The organism is Neobacillus paridis (assembly GCF_016765675.1).
GTDB classification, from domain to species: domain Bacteria; phylum Bacillota; class Bacilli; order Bacillales; family Cytobacillaceae; genus Neobacillus; species Neobacillus paridis.
Window position 1 is genome coordinate 437,877 of the sequence record NZ_JAESWB010000025.1, and the last position, 17,420, is coordinate 455,296.

Here is a 17,420-nt window from a genome sequence, read left to right on the forward strand (position 1 = left end):
CATTCCATTAAACCAACTAATATTAGATCCATCACTAAACAATCGGGTGCTTTCCTAATTTTTGAAAGTAATTCTAATATGAAAAAATAAAGTCGAATTTTGTAATAAAAATGTAATCTGACCGTCACGGTGATGTTACGCGTTTCTTGTATAGTAACAGTAACACAACTCACCAGGGGGATTAAACAAGATGTTGAAAAAAATCATAGCCATTTTCGCCATGACCCTAATTCTTAGCCCAATGCTTACTGCTATGGGAGGTAAAGCTGAAGCCGCTTATTATCATACTAAAGCCATTTCGGTAGCGAAAGCAAATTTGGGTGTTCCATACCGCTGGGGCGGAATATCACCAAGAGGGTTTGATTGCTCAGGTCTTGTTAAATATTCGTACGGAAAAGCAGGAAAAGTTTTACCACGGACTGCAGCAGACATGTTCTATACAAAAGGGTATCGTGTTAGTTCGTTAAAGGCTGGAGATTTGATGTTCTTTGCACCAAATAAAGCCAGCAGGCCTACACATGTTGCCATTTATATCGGTAACGGAAAAATGATTCAAGCAGCGTCTTCAAAAGGAGTTTCCATTTCGTACACAAGCAATAGCTATTGGAAGCCACGTTACATTGGCGCAAAGCGTATATAATAATGATAGGAAAGAGCATCGGGAAAGCCGATGCTCTATTAATTTTCCCTCCACCACAGCTTAAACAATATGCCATCTTTTCCAATAACAGCCACCCATAATAAAAATTTTCTACTCGTCCGCTGTACTATTTTCTTATTAAGCCGCTTAAAGTGTAACAATGATATATCTTTAGGGGTGTGCTGCCATGAAGATAGATGGAGTTTTTTCCGGAGGAGGTATTAAAGCGTTTGCGTTAATTGGTGCCTATGAAGAAATTGAGAAACAGGGTCTTGAATTTGTTCGAGTAGCTGGAACGAGTGCTGGATCAATTGTAGGAGCATTGATTGCTGCTGGCTATACGAGCAAAGAAATATATCAACTGATTGGTGAATTGGATCCGCAAAAGCTGTTAGATGCACGAAAAACACTGATTCCCTTTAAATTTGCTAAATGGCTCTTGCTTTACTGGAGATTGGGTCTTTATAAGGGGGATGAACTTGAAAACTGGATTAAAGAAAAACTGGAGCTAAAGGGCTTAAGAACCTTTGCCGATTTGCCGCCAAAGGTACTCCGTGTGGTTGCCTCTGACCTTACAAATGGGCAAATGGTTGTGCTGCCGGAGGATTTGGAGAAATACGGAATTTCCCCGAATTCCTTCTCCATCGCTAGTGCCATTCGGATGAGCTGCAGCATTCCTTATTTTTTTGAGCCGGTGCGTATGCGCACAGCAGGGGGAATGAATATTCTTGTTGATGGCGGTGTATTAAGCAATTTTCCTATGTGGCTTTTTGATAAAGACAAAAAAAGCAGGCCTGTTCTAGGGATTAAATTGAGTGCCAATGAGTATGAACATCGAAAGCATAAAATTAATAATGGAATTGAACTGTTTGGCGCCTTATTTGAAACGATGAAGGATGCGCACGATTCGCGATATATTTCCAAAAGGCATGCAGAAAATATTATTTTCATCCCCACAGAAGGAATCTTAACAACCGAGTTTCATTTAACAGAAGAAAAGAAAAAAGCACTGGTTCATTTAGGCCGGGAACACGCCAGGCAATTCTTGAACAGGTGGAGTTATTGACACAAAAAAAAAACGAGCGTTTATAATGACGCTCGATTTTTCTTTTTGCCCTTCTTACCATCAATAACGGTGAGATGTGCCGGAGGTTTCCTTTTGGTCTTCGGTTTCTTTAAGGTGGAAATTGGGCCAAATGAAGAATTTTTCTGACCTGTGTCTCCGCTTCTTTGCTGCAACCGTTTTTTCGACTGCTTTGCCGCCTTCAAAAAGGCGCGCTGCTCTTTTTTTTGAGGGCTCGAATTTGAAAACTTCCGAACAAGGAAAAAGATGACCAAGACGATTATCGCCATGATGGCTATTTTTTGAATAAAACCAGCGGGATTAGCAGTGAACGAGCTCACAAGACCTAAAAAGGCCAGAACGATAAGTCCTCCTACAATAAGGACGGATGTCCGATTTTTCAAGAAAGCCACCTCCCTCTATGAGCATCATAAGCATTTTTTTTATGTTTTAAACAAGTTTAAATAAAAATTTAGACAATTTCTTCACCTTTCATTCCAAATTCGCTTTCGGTCTCTTTTTTGAGCAATTCCTGAAATGACAGAATCGCTACTTCCACCTGTTCATCTGTTGGTTCCTTGGTTGTTAATAGCTGGAGCCAGAGTCCAGGCAGCCCGAGGTATTTTAGAATTGGAATATTTCTCAGCTTATTTGTAAATTGGAGAACTTCAAAGGAAATTCCTAAAACAATGGGTATGAGCAAGATCCGGTCAACAATTCGTAGCCACAGCGGTGATGTTGGGACAAGCAAGTAAACAAACAGGCCGACGATGACGGTGAAAAGGATGAAACTGCTCCCACACCGGTAGTGAAGCCGAGAATGAGCCTGAACATTTTCGATTGTTAGCGCTGCGCCAGACTCAAAAGTATTTATGACTTTATGTTCAGCACCATGATATTGAAACACCCTTTTAATCAGTGGTGTTAAAGAAACGAAATAAATATAGGAAAGCAGCAGTAATAGCTTAATCGTACTTTCAATGATAACTTGCATAAAATCTGATGGGAAAACGGACCTTGTTAATTCGGCTAATAAGGCAGGCACTAAAGTAAAAGCGAATTTACCGATGATAAAAGATAGTACCCCAATAACGGCAACCCCTAAATACATCGTTAATTTGGATACTTCTTTTTCCGTTAACGTTTCATCATCTTTAGGGTCAACATCATATCGTTCCGAGGAGAAATTTAAATGCTTTGAACCATTGGCACTTGACTCGATGATCGCGATAATTCCTCGAAGAAAGGGGATCTTTTTTAATTTGGCCAAAGCAGAGTTTGCTTTTCGCGGTAAATGAAAGTACTCAATCGAATTGTCTTTTCTTCTAATGGCTGTCACATAGTGATATTTACCGCCAAACATGACGCCTTCCACTACGGCTTGACCGCCATAAACGGGTTTTTGCGAATTAGACATATATTTGACACCAACCTATATACAAAGTTGCACATGATCAGAGGTTTGAGAAATCTGTATGTACTTAATTGTATTCTACTAGAAAAATAAAAAATCCTCTAGATTGACACACTATTGCTGTTAAAAAAATTCAGAAAAAAACATTTTGATGCAAGTGACGGGGATTGGAAGGACATAATAAAGTGAACAAATACTGGAGGTTGTTACAATGGCTAGTGATCATCAAGCAGCAAATTACCCAAAAGCGATGTCCTTTCCAGTCATGGTCTTTTGGACTGGGTTATTTGCCGGACTATTATGGTCAACGATTGGCTTTTTGGCCTATTATCTAAGCTTTACTGAAATCCGTCCGAATTCCATTTTAATTCCTTGGATATTAGGAGATTGGAAATATGGATGGATCGGCACCATCATTTCCATTATCGTCATTGGAATCTTATCGATAGGGGTTGCTTTTATCTACTCAGCACTGTTCAAACGTTTCAATGGTTTATGGGTTGGACTTGGATATGGAGCCATCTTATTTTTCCTCGTTTTTTTAATACTTAATCCGCTATTTCCCGCCAATAAACCACTTTTGAGTTTGTCCAGAAATACAATTATTACAACCGTTTGTTTATATATCCTCTATGGGATTTTTATTGGCTATTCCATTAGTTACGAGTATCAAAATAAAAAAGTTCAGGATAAAGAAGCAGCTACATAAGTTTGTTATTAGTCGGAATAGCCCAGGTATGATAAAATAATTTTGTCCGTTTTTGGAATTGATAAGGAGAGTGGAAATGATGGAAAAATTAGCAAAACTAAGGAAAGCTTTTGGGGAACAAGGAATTGACGGGTTATTAATTACAAGTCCATATAATCGCCGCTACATTTCCAATTTTACAGGAACTGCCGGTGTAGTATTAATTAGTTTGGACCAAGCACAATTTATTACCGACTTCCGCTACATTGGTCAGGCTTCCAAGCAGTGCGAGGGTTTTGAAATCATTAGGTTTTCTGATACGATCCCAAAAGAAATCGCCCATCAGGTGAAAAAACTGGGAATAAAAAGACTTGGCTTTGAAGAAGATTATTTAACTTATTCTTTATTTAAAGTATATGAAAAAGAAGTGAAAGCTGAACTTGTACCGATTTCAGGATTAGTGGAAAAATTACGCTTGATTAAGACTGATGCAGAGATTAAGATATTAAAGGAAGCTGCCGATATCGCTGATGCTGCTTTTAAACATATTGTTGATTTCATCCGTCCAGGAAAAACAGAGATGGAAGTGTCGAATGAGTTAGAATTCTTTATGAGAAAAGCTGGAGCAACTTCTTCTTCATTTGATACCATTGTGGCTTCAGGAGTCCGTTCTGCGCTTCCACATGGAGTAGCAACTGACAAGGTGATTGAAAAAGGAGATATGGTTACCCTCGACTATGGTGCCTATTATAAAGGGTACGTATCTGATATTACCAGAACAGTCGCTGTTGGTGAGCCTGACAGTAGACTAAAGGAGATTTATCAAATCGTTCTCGATGCACAGCTGCGTGGACTGGATGGCTTTAAACCTGGCTTGACTGGCAAGGAAGCAGATGCCTTGACTAGAGACTATATTACGGAAAAAGGGTTTGGCGATAACTACGGACACTCAACCGGTCATGGGATCGGACTTGAGGTTCACGAGGGTCCGGCCGTTTCAGCCAAATCGGATATCGTTCTTGAACCAGGTATGGTGGTTACATGTGAACCAGGTATTTATGTTCCAGGACTTGGTGGAGTTCGTATTGAAGACGATACTCTTATCACAAAAGACCACAATGAAGTCCTTACACATTCAACAAAAAATTTACTTATACTGTAAAGTCTTAGGAGGAATTTTAGTATGATTTCTGTCAACGATTTTCGTACAGGATTAACCATTGAGGTAGACGGAGGCATTTGGCGTGTCCTGGACTTCCAACATGTTAAACCTGGTAAAGGAGCGGCGTTTGTTCGTTCTAAGCTGCGCAACCTTCGCAATGGCGCGATTCAGGAAAAAACCTTCCGCGCTGGTGAAAAAGTGGAAAAGGCTCAAATCGATAACCGTAAAATGCAATACTTATATGCAAGTGGTGACCAGCATGTATTCATGGATATGGAATCCTATGAGCAAGTTGAACTTCCAGCAGCAAGCATTGAGTATGAACTGAAGTTTTTAAAAGAAAACATGGAAGTTCATATTATGATGTATCAAGGTGAAACGCTTGGGGTTGAATTACCTAACACCGTGGAATTGGTGGTAACTGAAACAGAGCCTGGTATTAAAGGGGATACTGCTTCAGGCGGTACCAAGCCGGCCACTCTTGAAACAGGACTGATTGTGCAAGTTCCTTTCTTTGTAAACGAAGGGGACAAATTAATTATTAATACCACTGAAGGAACCTACGTTTCAAGAGCATAGTTTAAAACAAGCCTAATTGTAATAAAAACCTGAATTCTATAATATTTAGAATTCAGGTTTTTTATTTTCCCCTATAATTCATTGATAAAGAAACTCCCTTTGCAAGTCATATTGTAACCAAGCAGGCATACATTTTAATTAATGAGACAGGCATGAGGAGGAAAAACAATGGAAACGATCTTGAGCTTCTTACCCAAAAAAATTGCCGACCAAATTAAACAACTCCCGCCTAACATAAAAGAAGAATTGGAAGAGATTCGCATCCGGATCAGTCGACCGATTGAACTGACGGTAAAAGGGACGCCCCGGTTTCTACGATATATTATACAGCCGGAAGATGCCTTTCACTTAATGAATAAAATCAGTCATTTCTCTATTTATGCGTTGGAAGAAGAACTAAAGCGCGGTTATATAACCGTTTCGGGAGGACACCGAATTGGACTAGCCGGGAAGGTTATCCTAGAAGCCGGGAATGTCAAAGCAATTCGGGATATTGCTTCCTTTAACATTCGTATCGCTCGCGAAAAAATCGGTATCGCTGAATCGATTATTCCCTTTATTTTTCAAGGAAAATGGCTGAATACAATGGTCATCGGACCACCGCAAACAGGAAAAACAACCTTACTGCGTGATCTTGCCAGAATCATTTCAACCGGGAGTGAAGCAAACGGTATACCGGCTAACAAGGTCGGAATTGTCGATGAGCGAAGCGAGATAGCCGGTTGTATCAATGGTGTTCCCCAATTAACCTTTGGATACCGTCTGGATGTATTGGATGCCTGCCCAAAGGCAGAGGGCATGATGATGATGATTCGATCGATGAGTCCAGAAGTCCTAATCGTTGATGAAATAGGCCGTAAAGAGGATGCAGAAGCGATTCAAGAAGCAGTCCATGCCGGTATTAACTTGATGATGACAACCCACGGGTCAAATTTTGCAGAAATCAGCAAACGACCAACATTACAGGCCATTGTGAAACAAAAAATCTTTCAACGGTATGTCGTTTTGAGCAGAAACTCAGGACCAGGTACGATTACCGATATTTTAGATGAGAATGGCAGAGAAATACAAGTAAAAGTGAGTGTGACCTAAATGGTTAAGTTAATCGGTGCCCTATTTATTATGGCAGCAACCACCGTTATCGGATTTGAAGCCTCAAGGCACTTAAGCGACAGACCGCAGCAACTAAGGGCACTAAGGTCTGCCCTGCAGTCGCTGGAAGCAGAAATAATGTATGGGCACACCCCATTGCATGAAGCCTCCAGGAGATTGGCGGCCCAGTTGTCAAAACCGCTTTCAACCTTTTTTGACAGCTTCGCCAAGAAATTAACGGATACAGAAACAACCGTGAAAGAAGCTTGGGTAGCAAGTTTACATGAAGTTTGGAAAGCAACGGCTTTTAAAAAAAGTGAATTTGAAATCATGAGACAGTTTGGTGAAACATTAGGACGCCATGATCGCTTTTCCCAACAAAAGCATATCATGCTGACTCTTTCTCATCTCGAAAGGGAAGAAGCAAATGCCGTACAAGCACAAATGAAATACGAAAAAATGGTAAAGAGTCTTGGATTCTTGTCTGGCCTGCTACTGATTATTTTATTATTTTAGGGGGAAAAGCAATGGGTTTAGAAGTCGATATTATTTTTAAAATTGCCGGAGTTGGAATTGTTGTTGCCTTTTTGCACACGGTTCTCGATCAGGTTGGTAAGAAAGAATATGCCCAGTGGGTAACGTTATTCGGGTTTATTTATATATTGTTTCAGGTTGCTTCCATTGTCGATGACCTTTTCCAAAAAATCAAATCCGTATTTTTATTTCAATAGAAAGGAGGGCTTTGCGATTGAAATTATTAAGATTGTCGGGGTTGCCCTCATCGCCACCTTCTTGGCGCTGATAATAAAGGAGCAAAAGCCTAATTTTGCTTTCCTCTTAACCGTCTTTGCCGGCTGTGTGATTTTTCTTTTTTTAGTGGACAAGATCTTTGAAATTATTCATATGCTGGAGAGGCTGGCCATCAATGCAAAAGTAAATTTGATTTATGTTGAAACCATTCTAAAAATTATTGGAATTGCCTATATTGCTGAGTTTGCTGTCCAAATTACCAAGGATGCGGGCCAAGGAGCGATCGCTTCAAAGATAGAATTAGCTGGAAAAGTTATTATTCTCGCAATGGCCATCCCTATCCTTACCGTATTGATTGAGACCATTATCAAACTTATTCCGAGCTAATAATCGTTGTAAATGAGGTGTGAAATATGAAGCGGCGTTTGCAGACAATTCCAATGATTGTTGTTATCATCTTTTTTTGCTTTATTCCTAGTGTACAAGCCAACCAAGGGACTGAAGAGTCTAATCGAACTTTATCAACATCGCCGCAGGAACTGGTAGATAAACAGTTAGAGACATTAGATTTAACCGAGTTAAAACAATTCTGGGAGGATATATCCAATAAATACGGCGGCTTTCTTCCGGAGAGTCAGAAAGGAAGTCTATATGATTTTATTAAAGGTGATAAACACTTTTCTTTTAAAGAATGGGGCAAGGGATTTTTAAAGTTTGCCTTCCATGAATTCGTGGCAAATGGGAAATTGCTGGGTTCATTAATTATGTTAGCCATTTTTAGTATGTTTTTGCAGTCGATGCAAAATGCTTTTGAACAAAGCAATATTAGTAAAATTGCCTATGCGATTATTTACATGGTTCTGGTGATCATCGCTTTAAACAGCTTCCATGTTGCCGTTAGTTATACAAATGAAGCAATTGGCACAATGATTGCGTTTGTGTTAGCACTGGTACCGCTCTTGCTTGCCTTGATTGCTGCTTCAGGAGGAATCGTCTCCGCCGCCTTTTTTCATCCGGTGGTTTTATTTTTAATGAATATGAGCGGCATGTTTATGCAGTATATCATTTTGCCGCTGTTGTTTTTAGCCACCTTGTTAAGTATTGTCAGTACGATGTCAGATCAGTATAAAGTGACACAATTGGCTGCTCTTTTACGAAACTGGAGCATTGGCTTAATGGGGCTTTTCCTGACAGTTTTCCTCGGCGTTATATCCGTTCAGGGGGCATCAGCCGCGGTTACAGATGGAGTCGCTATTAGGACGGCAAAATTTATCACCGGCAACTTTATCCCGGTCATTGGCAGGATGTTTACCGATGCTACCGATACCGTGATTGGCGCCTCGGTCCTGTTAAAGAATACAGTTGGCATTGCTGGGGTGGCGATTCTGATGATCATCGTGGCATTTCCGGCAATAAAAATATTGCTGATTTCCTTTATCTATAAATTTGCGGCAGCGATCCTTCAGCCGCTTGGGGGCGGGCCGATTATTACCTGTCTTGATATTATCAGCAAAAGTGTCATTTATGTATTCGCTGCCCTTGGGATTGTCTCATTTATGTTCTTTTTAAGTATTACGGTCATTGTAGCGGCTGGCAACCTGACAATGATGATGAGATAGGGGGCAAAAAATGGAATTTATCACTGAGTGGGTCACAAATATTATTCTTTTTATTCTTTTAGCCACGGTCATTGATATGCTGCTGCCAAACTCAAGTATGCAGAAATATACAAAAATGGTCATGGGGCTGTTATTAATTGCGATCATTCTAACCCCAATCCTGAAAATCATCTCCAAAGATTTTGAAGCTGCATTAACATCGATACATTTTCAACAGCCATCGGAAGATAAAAATATGAAAAATTTAATAGATTTAAAGAAAAAAGAAATACAAGCCTCCCAGCATGCATATATTTTAGAAGAATTGGCTGGCAGGCTGAAAAAGGACGTGAAGGAGGAGTTGATGAAACAATACGGATTGGAGATAGCCGATATTGATGTAGAAGTGAATACGAAAAGTGACCAAGCAACGCTTAAAAACCTCCAAAAGGTAATGGTTCTTCTATCGCGGCCAGACACAGGCGTGAAGACAGTCGAAGCGGTTAAACCGATCGTCATTGACACAGAAACACCTCTTCCATCTAAAAAAGCAACAGAAGAAGCAAAACAAATTGCTGCATTTCTATCAGAGAAATGGAATGTAACGGAAGACACGGTTGAAGTTCAGATTGAAGGGGGGGGCAATAATAAAAATGGATAATAATAAAGGTCCATTGTCATGGTTGAAAAAACTGCTCAACTTGGACAAAACTTCTGAAAAAAAAACGGGAAAGTACCAATATATGCTGCTTGTTCTGTTAATCGGTGCAGCCTTTATGATTGTCGGAAATAGTGTTTTTAAGACAGATTCAAATTCAACTGCCATTCCGGCAGCAGCCAATGAAAAGACAAATTCAAAGGATGTCGCCGTATTTGGTCAAAAAAAGTCCTCCGGAAACAAGACCATTGCTGAATATGAAGAAAAGTATGAGACACAGCTTAAAAAAGCGCTGGAGGAAATGCTCGGTGTGGATGATGTTACCGTTATTGTCAACCTCGATTCAACCGATCGTAAAGTTTTGGAAAAAAATAAGAATACTAAATCCCAAACAACGGAAGAAGGAGATCGTGAAGGCGGGCAGCGAAAGGTTCAGGAGGTTTCCACGGATGAACAGCTTGTGATTATTCGTAAGGGTGATAAAGAAGTGCCGATTGTGATTGAAACCAAGAAACCCAATGTTCGCGGCGTGCTCGTAGTAGCAAAGGGCGCTGATAATATTGAAGTAAAAAAATGGATAAAAGAAGCTGTGATAAGAGTCTTGGGAGTCCCAAGTCATCGAGTTTCAGTTATGCCTAAAAAATAAAAGGGGTGTGTTATCATGTTATTGAAAAAACAAACAGTATGGTTATTAACAATGCTGAGTCTTGTGGTGGTATTGTCGGTGTATTACCTTACATCCCCAGAACAACAGAAAAGCGATCTAGCGGCAGTTGAGGAAAAAGCAAAGGACAAAGTGGAGAAGAACCAGGCAACACAAAAATCCAAAGCAACTGAAGAGAAGAAGGTCAATTCCACGATTGCCAGTGATGCCGAATTTGATGAATTACGAATGGACCTTCAAGATGAACGCAGTCAAAAGGAAGAAGAATTAACAATGGAAATGGCTGCAACGAATCTGCCGGCAGATGAAAGAAGTAAAATTAAGGATCAAATGGATGAGTTAAGAGAAACAGCCCATAAAGAAGAAATCCTCGAAACGATGATTAAAACAATGGGTTATGAGGATGCTCTCGTTCGTGCTGACGGTGAAAATGTAAAAGTAACGGTAAAAGCCAAGAAAAAACCATCAGCTCAAGAAGCTAATAAAATTATTCTTGAAGTAAAAAAAGAAATCGATCATGCCAATTTTGTTGCCGTAACGTACCAGCCATCTAAATAATGTTTTCAAAGGAAAGCCAGAGGCTTTCTTTTTTTCGTCTATCATTATTGAACTTTTACAGGATATTATCGTATAGTATTAATAGTTAGTCATAATAAAAAGTCGGACAAGGGGTGTACCTAGTGTTAAAAGTTCAAGAAATTCGTGAGTTGATTAAGTTAATCGATCAGTCCAGTATTGATGAATTTGTCTATGAAAACGAAGGTTCAAAAATCAAAATGAAAAAAACAGGCAGCGTGACGATCGCTGCCGCCCAGCCAGCAGGACAAACTGTCTCCGTCGAGCCACAAACAGTTCCTGTTGAATCGGTTGTGGTACCTGCTGCAGCAGTTCAAGAAGTGAAACAAGAAGCTCCCAAGGCAGAACCAGTTGTGGAAGAAAACACAGAAAATCTACATAAGATTACTTCGCCAATGGTCGGGACATTTTATGCTTCACCAAGCCCGGATGCGGATCCATATGTCACGGCAGGCTCAAAGGTTTCGAAGGATTCCATTGTTTGTATCGTGGAAGCAATGAAACTATTTAATGAGATTGAAGCAGAAGTAAATGGTGAAATTGTGGAAGTGCTTGTGAAAAATGGACAATTAGTGGAATATGGGCAGCCTTTATTTTTAGTAAAGCCTGAATAAGGAGCGGTAAACGGAATGATAAAAAAACTGTTAATTGCAAACAGGGGAGAAATAGCCGTTAGGATTATTCGTGCCTGCCGCGAAATGGGGATTGAGTCCGTAGCTGTGTATTCTGAGGCAGATCGCGACGCTCTGCATGTCCAGCTTGCGGATGAAGCCTACTGTATCGGGCCGACATCGTCAAAGGATAGTTATTTAAACGTGACAAATATTATTAGTGTAGCAATCGCGACAGCTTGTGACGCGATTCACCCGGGATATGGTTTCTTGGCCGAAAATGCTGATTTCGCCGAGCTTTGCCGCGAATGTAATATCACTTTCGTGGGCCCGAGTCCAGAAGCGATAACGAAGATGGGTACAAAAGATATTGCCAGAGAAACGATGCGTGAAGCTGGCGTTCCAATTGTACCCGGTTCTCAAGGAATTATTCAAACAATTGATGAAGCACTTGAACTTGCTGAGAAAATTGATTATCCAGTGATTATAAAGGCTACCGCTGGCGGTGGCGGTAAAGGGATCCGTGTTGCCAGAAATGAGCAAGAATTAATTAAAGGGATCAACATAACCCAGCAGGAAGCGTTAACAGCGTTTGGCAATCCTGGCGTGTATATTGAAAAATATATTGAGGATTTTCGCCATGTTGAAATTCAAGTACTTGCCGATAATTATGGTCATGCCATCCATTTAGGGGAAAGGGATTGTTCAATTCAGCGAAGACTGCAGAAGCTGCTCGAGGAAACTCCTTCGCCTGCTCTTGATGGAGAAATTCGTGAGGAGATGGGAAATGCAGCAGTCAAGGCGGCAAAAGCGGTTGATTATTCTGGGGCAGGAACGGTAGAATTTATTTATGACTACCGTAATCGGAAATTTTATTTTATGGAAATGAATACAAGGATTCAGGTAGAGCATCCAGTAACAGAAATGGTGACAGGAATTGATCTTATCAAGGAACAGATTCGCGTAGCCAACGGTGAAAAACTATCGTTAACACAAGCTGATGTCACCTTTAATGGCTGGGCTATTGAATGTCGGATTAATGCCGAAAACCCGGAAAAGAATTTTCTCCCTTCTGCCGGTAAAATCAAAATGTATCTACCTCCAGGAGGGCTCGGTGTCCGTGTAGATTCTGCTGCTTATCCGGGATATACAATTCCACCTTATTACGATTCAATGATTGCCAAGGTGATTGCTTATGGCGCCAGCCGTGATGAGGCGATTGCGAGAATGAAGCGGGCACTGGGTGAATTTGTCATTGAGGGAATCCATACAACCATTCCGTTCCATTTAAGACTGCTTGATCATGAAGCTTTTGTCGAAGGGAATTTCAATACCAAATTCCTTGAATTACACGATATAATGAAATCAGAATAAAAAAACTCGAGGTGTTTTAAATGAGTGAATTCAGCATTTTAGAAATGGATCAAGGAAATAACAGCCATGGGAAAATAGAAATTGCCCCTGAAGTCATTGAAGTCATTGCCGGCATTGCCGCTTCCGAGGTGGAAGGTGTGACCGGAATGCGTGGCAATTTTGCCACTGGGGTTGTGGAACGGCTAGGAAAAAAAAACCACGGCAAAGGTGTCAAGGTTGAACTGACGGAATCTGGAATCATCATTGATGTGTATTGCCTAATGAAATTCGGTATATCCATTCCTGCTGTTGCCGGAAAGATCCAGGAAAATATCCGTCAGGCACTGCTTAATATGACTGCTCTTGATCCAGAAGAAGTTAACATTCATATTGTTGGAGTTCAATTTGAAACACAAAAACAAGAACCAGTTGTTGAGGAAGAAGTCTAACATGCTAGCCAAAGGAGCCTATCCTTTGGTTTTTATTTTAAAGAAAAGCCCTTTTTGTCGTGCAGTGGAAAAATAGTTATGCTATTATCGTTTTGATAAATACTATATGAAAGAAAAATAAAAAATCAGGTCTATCTTTAAAGGAGAAAACAGAATAATGAATAGAAGAACAGCGAGAGAAAAGGCATTACAGGCTCTTTTTCAAATTGACATAAGTCATAATGACCCATCTTCCGCCATTGAACATGTTCTCGATGGGAAGGCAGGTAACGATTTTTTATCAAAGCTTGTTTTCGGTGTAGTAGAGCATCAGTCGGAAATTGACCGTGTTATCAGCGAAAACCTTGAAAAGTGGTCGCTCGAGCGGTTGGCAATTGTTGACCGCAACTTGTTAAGATTAGCGGTTTATGAATTAAATTTTTTACAGAATGAGATACCAAAAAATGTAATTTTAAATGAAGCCATTGAAATTGCAAAAATATATGGGGATGACCAGTCGAGCAAGTTTGTTAATGCTGTTCTTTCAAAGATAAAGGAAAAGCTTTAGCGATTGGTCTTAAGGGGAGGATGAATGTAAAATGACCGCAGAAATTATAAGTGGTAAAGAAATTGCTGCAAAAAAAAGACTGGAGCTTGCCAAGGAGGTTGAAAAGCTCAAAGCTCAGGGGATAACCCCGGGTTTAGCCGTTATTCTTGTCGGTGATAACCATGCTTCCAAGACTTACGTCAGGAATAAGCAAAAAGCTTGTCACGAGCTAGGAATGTATTCATTACTCGTTGAATTGCCTGAGGAGGTTTCCGAAGAGGAACTGCTGAAGAAAATAGACGAATTAAATAATGATCCTGTCATCCATGGTATTTTAGTCCAACTACCGCTGCCAAAACATATCGATGAGAAAAAGGTAATTGATACTATTTCTCCAACAAAAGATGTTGATGGTTTTCATCCGGTAAATATTGGAAAAATGATGACTGGAGAGAATGGTTTTCTTCCATGCACACCGTTTGGCATCATCGTGATGCTCGAGGATACAGGAATATCTGTTGCCGGAAAACATGCCGTAGTAGTTGGGAGAAGCAATATCGTTGGTAAACCCGTTGGTCAGTTATTATTGAATCGACATGCGACGGTCACTTATTGCCATTCCAAAACGGAAAACTTAAAGCACTATACTCAGACTGCTGATATCTTGGTGGTTGCAGTGGGAATTGCCAATTTTATTAAAGCAGACCACATAAAAGAGGGTGCCGTGGTGATCGACGTTGGTATGAATCGTAATGAGGCCGGCAAACTTTGTGGTGATGTTGACTTTGAGGAAGTGAGCAAGAAAGCAGGATACATAACGCCGGTACCCAATGGGGTCGGTCCGATGACGATTACGATGCTGATGTACAATACAGTAAAAGCGGCGGCTGAAAGCATCAACCGTTAACATCCTAACATGTCCTTATCATTCATGTTTTTAGTTCAATTGGTAAGGACAGATTTTTTTAATCGGTCACTAGGAAGGGGTTTTTATGAAGGAGCAGCGATTTTTAACTGTCAGTGCCTTAACTAAATACATAAAACGAAAATTTGATGCCGACCCACATTTAAGTGACATCCATGTGCGCGGCGAGATATCAAACTTTAAGCAGCATTCCAGCGGTCATATGTATTTTACCTTAAAGGACGAAAAAGCCCGTATTCTTGCCGTCATGTTTGCCAGCCATTCCCGCTCAATGAAGTTTTCCCCAGAAAATGGGATGAAAGTGATCGTTAGAGGCGAAATCACAGTTTACGAACCAAGCGGTCAGTATCAGATCTATGTTAAACAAATGCAGACTGACGGGATAGGTGAATTGTTTTTAGCATTCGAACAATTAAAACAGAGATTAGAAATGGAAGGCTTGTTTGCCCCGGATAAAAAAAAGCCGCTCCCGCCTTTTCCAAAAACAATCGGCGTGATTACGTCGCCAACTGGTGCAGCTATAAGGGATATTATTACCACTATTAAACGGCGCTATCCGATCGGCAATATCCTTGTATTTCCGGTCCTAGTTCAAGGAGACCAAGCTGCACCTTCCATTGCCAAGGCAATTGAAAAAGCCAATAATCGTACGGATATCGATATTTTAATCGTAGGGCGCGGCGGCGGTTCGATAGAGGAATTGTGGGCCTTTAACGAAGAGATTGTTGCCCGCGCCATATATGCGTCAACGATCCCTGTTATTTCAGCAGTAGGGCATGAAACGGATGTTACGATTGCGGATTTTGTTGCCGATTTAAGAGCTCCTACGCCGACAGGTGCTGCCGAACTGGCAGTTCCGCATATTGAGGAGTTAATGGATCGGATTTTGCAGCGCCAAACCAGACTGATCCGAATCATGCAGGAGAAATTTCGTTTTGAAAAAGAACGCTTGCAGCGGGTACAAAAATCCTATGCCTTCCGATATCCGCACAGGCTATATGAGCAAAAGCTCGAACTGGTTGATAAAGTAACTGAAAGGTTAGTCCGCGGAACTTCACGGTTAGCTTTATTGAGGCAGAATCAGCATGAAGCTCTGTTCAAACGCTTGCAGCGCAGCCATCCGAACGAAATGCTACAGGAAGCGGTTCTTCGTTCAGACCGCATGCAAAAAGAGTTGAAACGATCGATGACACAAATTTTCACCAAAAAACAAACAGAATTTGAACGAATGATTGCAACTTTACAAGCTCTAAGTCCATTAAAAATTATGGAGCGGGGCTATAGCTTGACTTACAATAAAGATAAACGGCTTGTAAAAAGTGTAACGCAAATAAAGCTAGAAGATACCGTACAAATTCAATTTACTGACGGCAATGTTTTTTGTAAAGTGGAAGAAATAAAGGAGAGCAGAGTACATGACGACTGAGAATAATTTAACATTTGAAGAGGCGATGACGAAGTTGGAGGAAATCGTCGAAAAGCTTGAAGAGGGCGATGTTCCTTTGGAAGAAGCAATCATTTATTATAAACAGGGCATGGAACTATCCAAGCTTTGCCATGATAAATTGAAAAGTGTGGAAGAACAGTTAACCCAAATTATTACAGAGGATGGACAGACGGAAAGTTTTTCAATTAACGAGGAGGAGTAGCATTGGAAACTCAAGCTTTAGACTCATTTGCGAAAAAATATAAACAATTGCTTGATGTTGAGCTGCGGAATTTAATTGAAGAACTGAATGCTCCGGCTATCATAAAAGAATCAATGATTTATTCGCTTGAAGGCGGCGGAAAAAGAATTCGCCCTTTGTTATTATTTGCGACTCTTAACGCATTTGGAATTGATCCTCGAAACGGACTGCAGGTAGCTGCGGCGATTGAGATGATCCATACGTATTCACTCATTCATGATGATCTGCCGAGCATGGATAATGATGATTTCCGCAGAGGAAAGCCGACAAATCATAAAGTGTTCGGTGACGCTATTGCTACTTTAGCGGGTGATGCATTGTTAACCTACAGCTTTGAAGTGATTGGCAGAATTCCAACAGAAACAGCCTCATCAGATACAAAATTATCATTAATTGTGGAAATGGCCCAAGCTGCAGGTGCGGAAGGCATGGTTGGCGGCCAGGTTGCCGATATGGAAGGCGAGAACAAGACATTGACCCTTGAGGAGCTTGAATACATTCATATTCATAAAACAGGTAAACTGTTAAGGTTTAGTGTTATTGCAGGGGCGATTTTGGCCGGCGCACATAAAACCCAATTGGAAAACCTATCTTTATTTGCCCACCACCTTGGCCTGGCTTTTCAAATTCAGGACGACATCCTGGATTTAACAGGGAATCAACAAATATTAGGGAAGCCGGTCGGCAGCGATACGGCCAATCATAAAAGCACTTATCCACAGCTGCTTTCATTGGAAGGGGCGAAAGCGGCCTTACAACAGCAAATTCATCAAGCAAAAGATAAGCTGATCAAGACGGGCTTGGAGATCCATCTTCTTCTTGAATTAACCGACTTAGTGGCAACAAGAAACCATTAAACAAGTATGAGTAAAATTAATGTGGGCAAAATTTAACCCCTTCATTTGGTGAGGGATTGTCAGATCGCTCACCAAATAAAGGGGCCACCAAGCGAAAGCGCGGTAGTGTTCTAAGCTAAATACATGA

23 protein-coding genes are annotated in these 17,420 nt (G+C 40.7%); 21 read left to right on the forward strand and 2 right to left on the reverse strand.

All coding sequences use genetic code 11. The features are described from left to right. Nucleotides 1–190 precede the first annotated feature (190 nt). Together JK635_RS04160 and JK635_RS04165 are read left to right on the forward strand one after the other, a co-directional pair. Nucleotides 191–640: a C40 family peptidase gene (locus JK635_RS04160; protein WP_235887859.1), complete on the forward strand. Its 450-nt coding sequence runs from the start codon at nucleotides 191–193 to the stop codon at nucleotides 638–640. A gap of 187 nt (nucleotides 641–827) precedes the next feature. After that, on the forward strand, nucleotides 828–1,706 hold the full coding sequence (locus JK635_RS04165) for a patatin-like phospholipase family protein (RefSeq protein WP_202652634.1): 879 nt from the start codon (nucleotides 828–830) through the stop codon (nucleotides 1,704–1,706). 20 nt (nucleotides 1,707–1,726) lie between these two features. Here JK635_RS04165 and JK635_RS04170 read toward each other — a convergent pair whose 3' ends face one another. Both JK635_RS04170 and JK635_RS04175 read right to left on the reverse strand, forming a co-directional pair. Continuing rightward, the gene (locus JK635_RS04170) at nucleotides 1,727–2,116 is read right to left on the reverse strand and encodes an SA1362 family protein (RefSeq protein ID WP_368857066.1); all 390 of its coding nucleotides are present in this window, start codon (nucleotides 2,114–2,116) and stop codon (nucleotides 1,727–1,729) included. A 59-nt stretch (nucleotides 2,117–2,175) separates the two neighbouring features. Continuing rightward, nucleotides 2,176–3,120, reverse strand: a complete 945-nt coding sequence (locus JK635_RS04175) for a DUF1385 domain-containing protein (RefSeq protein ID WP_202652638.1) — start codon at nucleotides 3,118–3,120, stop codon at nucleotides 2,176–2,178. 208 nt (nucleotides 3,121–3,328) lie between these two features. Between JK635_RS04175 and JK635_RS04180 the strand changes: the two genes are divergently transcribed. The 19 genes from JK635_RS04180 (at nucleotide 3,329) to JK635_RS04270 (ending at nucleotide 17,293) form a co-directional block, all read left to right on the forward strand. Beyond that, the gene (locus tag JK635_RS04180) at nucleotides 3,329–3,826 is read left to right on the forward strand and encodes a YqhR family membrane protein (RefSeq protein WP_202652640.1); all 498 of its coding nucleotides are present in this window, start codon (nucleotides 3,329–3,331) and stop codon (nucleotides 3,824–3,826) included. A 79-nt stretch (nucleotides 3,827–3,905) separates the two neighbouring features. Continuing rightward, on the forward strand, nucleotides 3,906–4,967 hold the full coding sequence (locus JK635_RS04185; RefSeq protein WP_202652745.1) for a M24 family metallopeptidase: 1,062 nt from the start codon (nucleotides 3,906–3,908) through the stop codon (nucleotides 4,965–4,967). A 21-nt stretch (nucleotides 4,968–4,988) separates the two neighbouring features. Further along, the gene (gene efp / locus JK635_RS04190) at nucleotides 4,989–5,546 is read left to right on the forward strand and encodes an elongation factor P (protein ID WP_202652642.1); all 558 of its coding nucleotides are present in this window, start codon (nucleotides 4,989–4,991) and stop codon (nucleotides 5,544–5,546) included. A 168-nt stretch (nucleotides 5,547–5,714) separates the two neighbouring features. Beyond that, complete coding sequence (gene spoIIIAA / locus JK635_RS04195) at nucleotides 5,715–6,638, forward strand: stage III sporulation protein AA (protein ID WP_202652644.1); 924 nt, start codon at nucleotides 5,715–5,717, stop codon at nucleotides 6,636–6,638. After that, on the forward strand, nucleotides 6,639–7,154 hold the full coding sequence (gene spoIIIAB, locus JK635_RS04200; protein WP_202652645.1) for a stage III sporulation protein SpoIIIAB: 516 nt from the start codon (nucleotides 6,639–6,641) through the stop codon (nucleotides 7,152–7,154). It abuts the gene before it with no gap. An 11-nt stretch (nucleotides 7,155–7,165) separates the two neighbouring features. Beyond that, entirely contained in the window at nucleotides 7,166–7,369 is a 204-nt protein-coding gene (spoIIIAC, locus tag JK635_RS04205; protein ID WP_007084610.1) for a stage III sporulation protein AC, read from the forward strand. Continuing rightward, the gene (gene spoIIIAD / locus JK635_RS04210; RefSeq protein WP_202652647.1) at nucleotides 7,326–7,775 is read left to right on the forward strand and encodes a stage III sporulation protein AD; all 450 of its coding nucleotides are present in this window, start codon (nucleotides 7,326–7,328) and stop codon (nucleotides 7,773–7,775) included. The genes spoIIIAC and spoIIIAD overlap by 44 nt, the downstream gene beginning before the upstream one ends. A 26-nt stretch (nucleotides 7,776–7,801) precedes the next feature. Beyond that, a complete protein-coding gene (spoIIIAE, locus tag JK635_RS04215; protein WP_202652649.1) occupies nucleotides 7,802–9,007 on the forward strand; it encodes a stage III sporulation protein AE in 1,206 nt (401 codons plus the stop codon). A 10-nt stretch (nucleotides 9,008–9,017) separates the two neighbouring features. After that, on the forward strand, nucleotides 9,018–9,647 hold the full coding sequence (spoIIIAF, locus tag JK635_RS04220; RefSeq protein WP_202652651.1) for a stage III sporulation protein AF: 630 nt from the start codon (nucleotides 9,018–9,020) through the stop codon (nucleotides 9,645–9,647). Then, the gene (spoIIIAG, locus tag JK635_RS04225) at nucleotides 9,640–10,290 is read left to right on the forward strand and encodes a stage III sporulation protein AG (RefSeq protein WP_202652653.1); all 651 of its coding nucleotides are present in this window, start codon (nucleotides 9,640–9,642) and stop codon (nucleotides 10,288–10,290) included. Before spoIIIAF ends, spoIIIAG begins: the two co-directional genes overlap by 8 nt. Nucleotides 10,291–10,305: 15 nt before the next feature. Then, entirely contained in the window at nucleotides 10,306–10,866 is a 561-nt protein-coding gene (locus tag JK635_RS04230; RefSeq protein WP_202652655.1) for a SpoIIIAH-like family protein, read from the forward strand. 122 nt (nucleotides 10,867–10,988) lie between these two features. After that, nucleotides 10,989–11,498 (forward strand): acetyl-CoA carboxylase biotin carboxyl carrier protein, encoded by a 510-nt coding sequence (gene accB, locus JK635_RS04235; RefSeq protein ID WP_202652657.1) that lies wholly within the window; start codon nucleotides 10,989–10,991, stop codon nucleotides 11,496–11,498. Nucleotides 11,499–11,513: 15 nt separating this feature from the next. Then, entirely contained in the window at nucleotides 11,514–12,869 is a 1,356-nt protein-coding gene (accC, locus tag JK635_RS04240) for an acetyl-CoA carboxylase biotin carboxylase subunit (protein WP_202652659.1), read from the forward strand. A gap of 20 nt (nucleotides 12,870–12,889) precedes the next feature. Next, complete coding sequence (locus JK635_RS04245; RefSeq protein WP_202652661.1) at nucleotides 12,890–13,297, forward strand: Asp23/Gls24 family envelope stress response protein; 408 nt, start codon at nucleotides 12,890–12,892, stop codon at nucleotides 13,295–13,297. 157 nt (nucleotides 13,298–13,454) lie between these two features. Continuing rightward, the gene (nusB, locus tag JK635_RS04250) at nucleotides 13,455–13,844 is read left to right on the forward strand and encodes a transcription antitermination factor NusB (protein WP_202652663.1); all 390 of its coding nucleotides are present in this window, start codon (nucleotides 13,455–13,457) and stop codon (nucleotides 13,842–13,844) included. A gap of 31 nt (nucleotides 13,845–13,875) precedes the next feature. Beyond that, nucleotides 13,876–14,730 carry a bifunctional methylenetetrahydrofolate dehydrogenase/methenyltetrahydrofolate cyclohydrolase FolD gene (gene folD, locus JK635_RS04255; protein ID WP_202652665.1) on the forward strand — a complete coding sequence of 285 codons (855 nt, stop codon included), beginning with the start codon at nucleotides 13,876–13,878 and terminating at the stop codon, nucleotides 14,728–14,730. Between the two features lie 85 nt (nucleotides 14,731–14,815). Next, nucleotides 14,816–16,174, forward strand: a complete 1,359-nt coding sequence (xseA, locus tag JK635_RS04260; protein ID WP_202652667.1) for an exodeoxyribonuclease VII large subunit — start codon at nucleotides 14,816–14,818, stop codon at nucleotides 16,172–16,174. Next, the gene (locus tag JK635_RS04265) at nucleotides 16,164–16,397 is read left to right on the forward strand and encodes an exodeoxyribonuclease VII small subunit (RefSeq protein WP_202652669.1); all 234 of its coding nucleotides are present in this window, start codon (nucleotides 16,164–16,166) and stop codon (nucleotides 16,395–16,397) included. The genes xseA and JK635_RS04265 overlap by 11 nt, the downstream gene beginning before the upstream one ends. A gap of 2 nt (nucleotides 16,398–16,399) precedes the next feature. Continuing rightward, on the forward strand, nucleotides 16,400–17,293 hold the full coding sequence (locus JK635_RS04270; RefSeq protein WP_202652671.1) for a polyprenyl synthetase family protein: 894 nt from the start codon (nucleotides 16,400–16,402) through the stop codon (nucleotides 17,291–17,293). Nucleotides 17,294–17,420 lie beyond the last annotated feature (127 nt).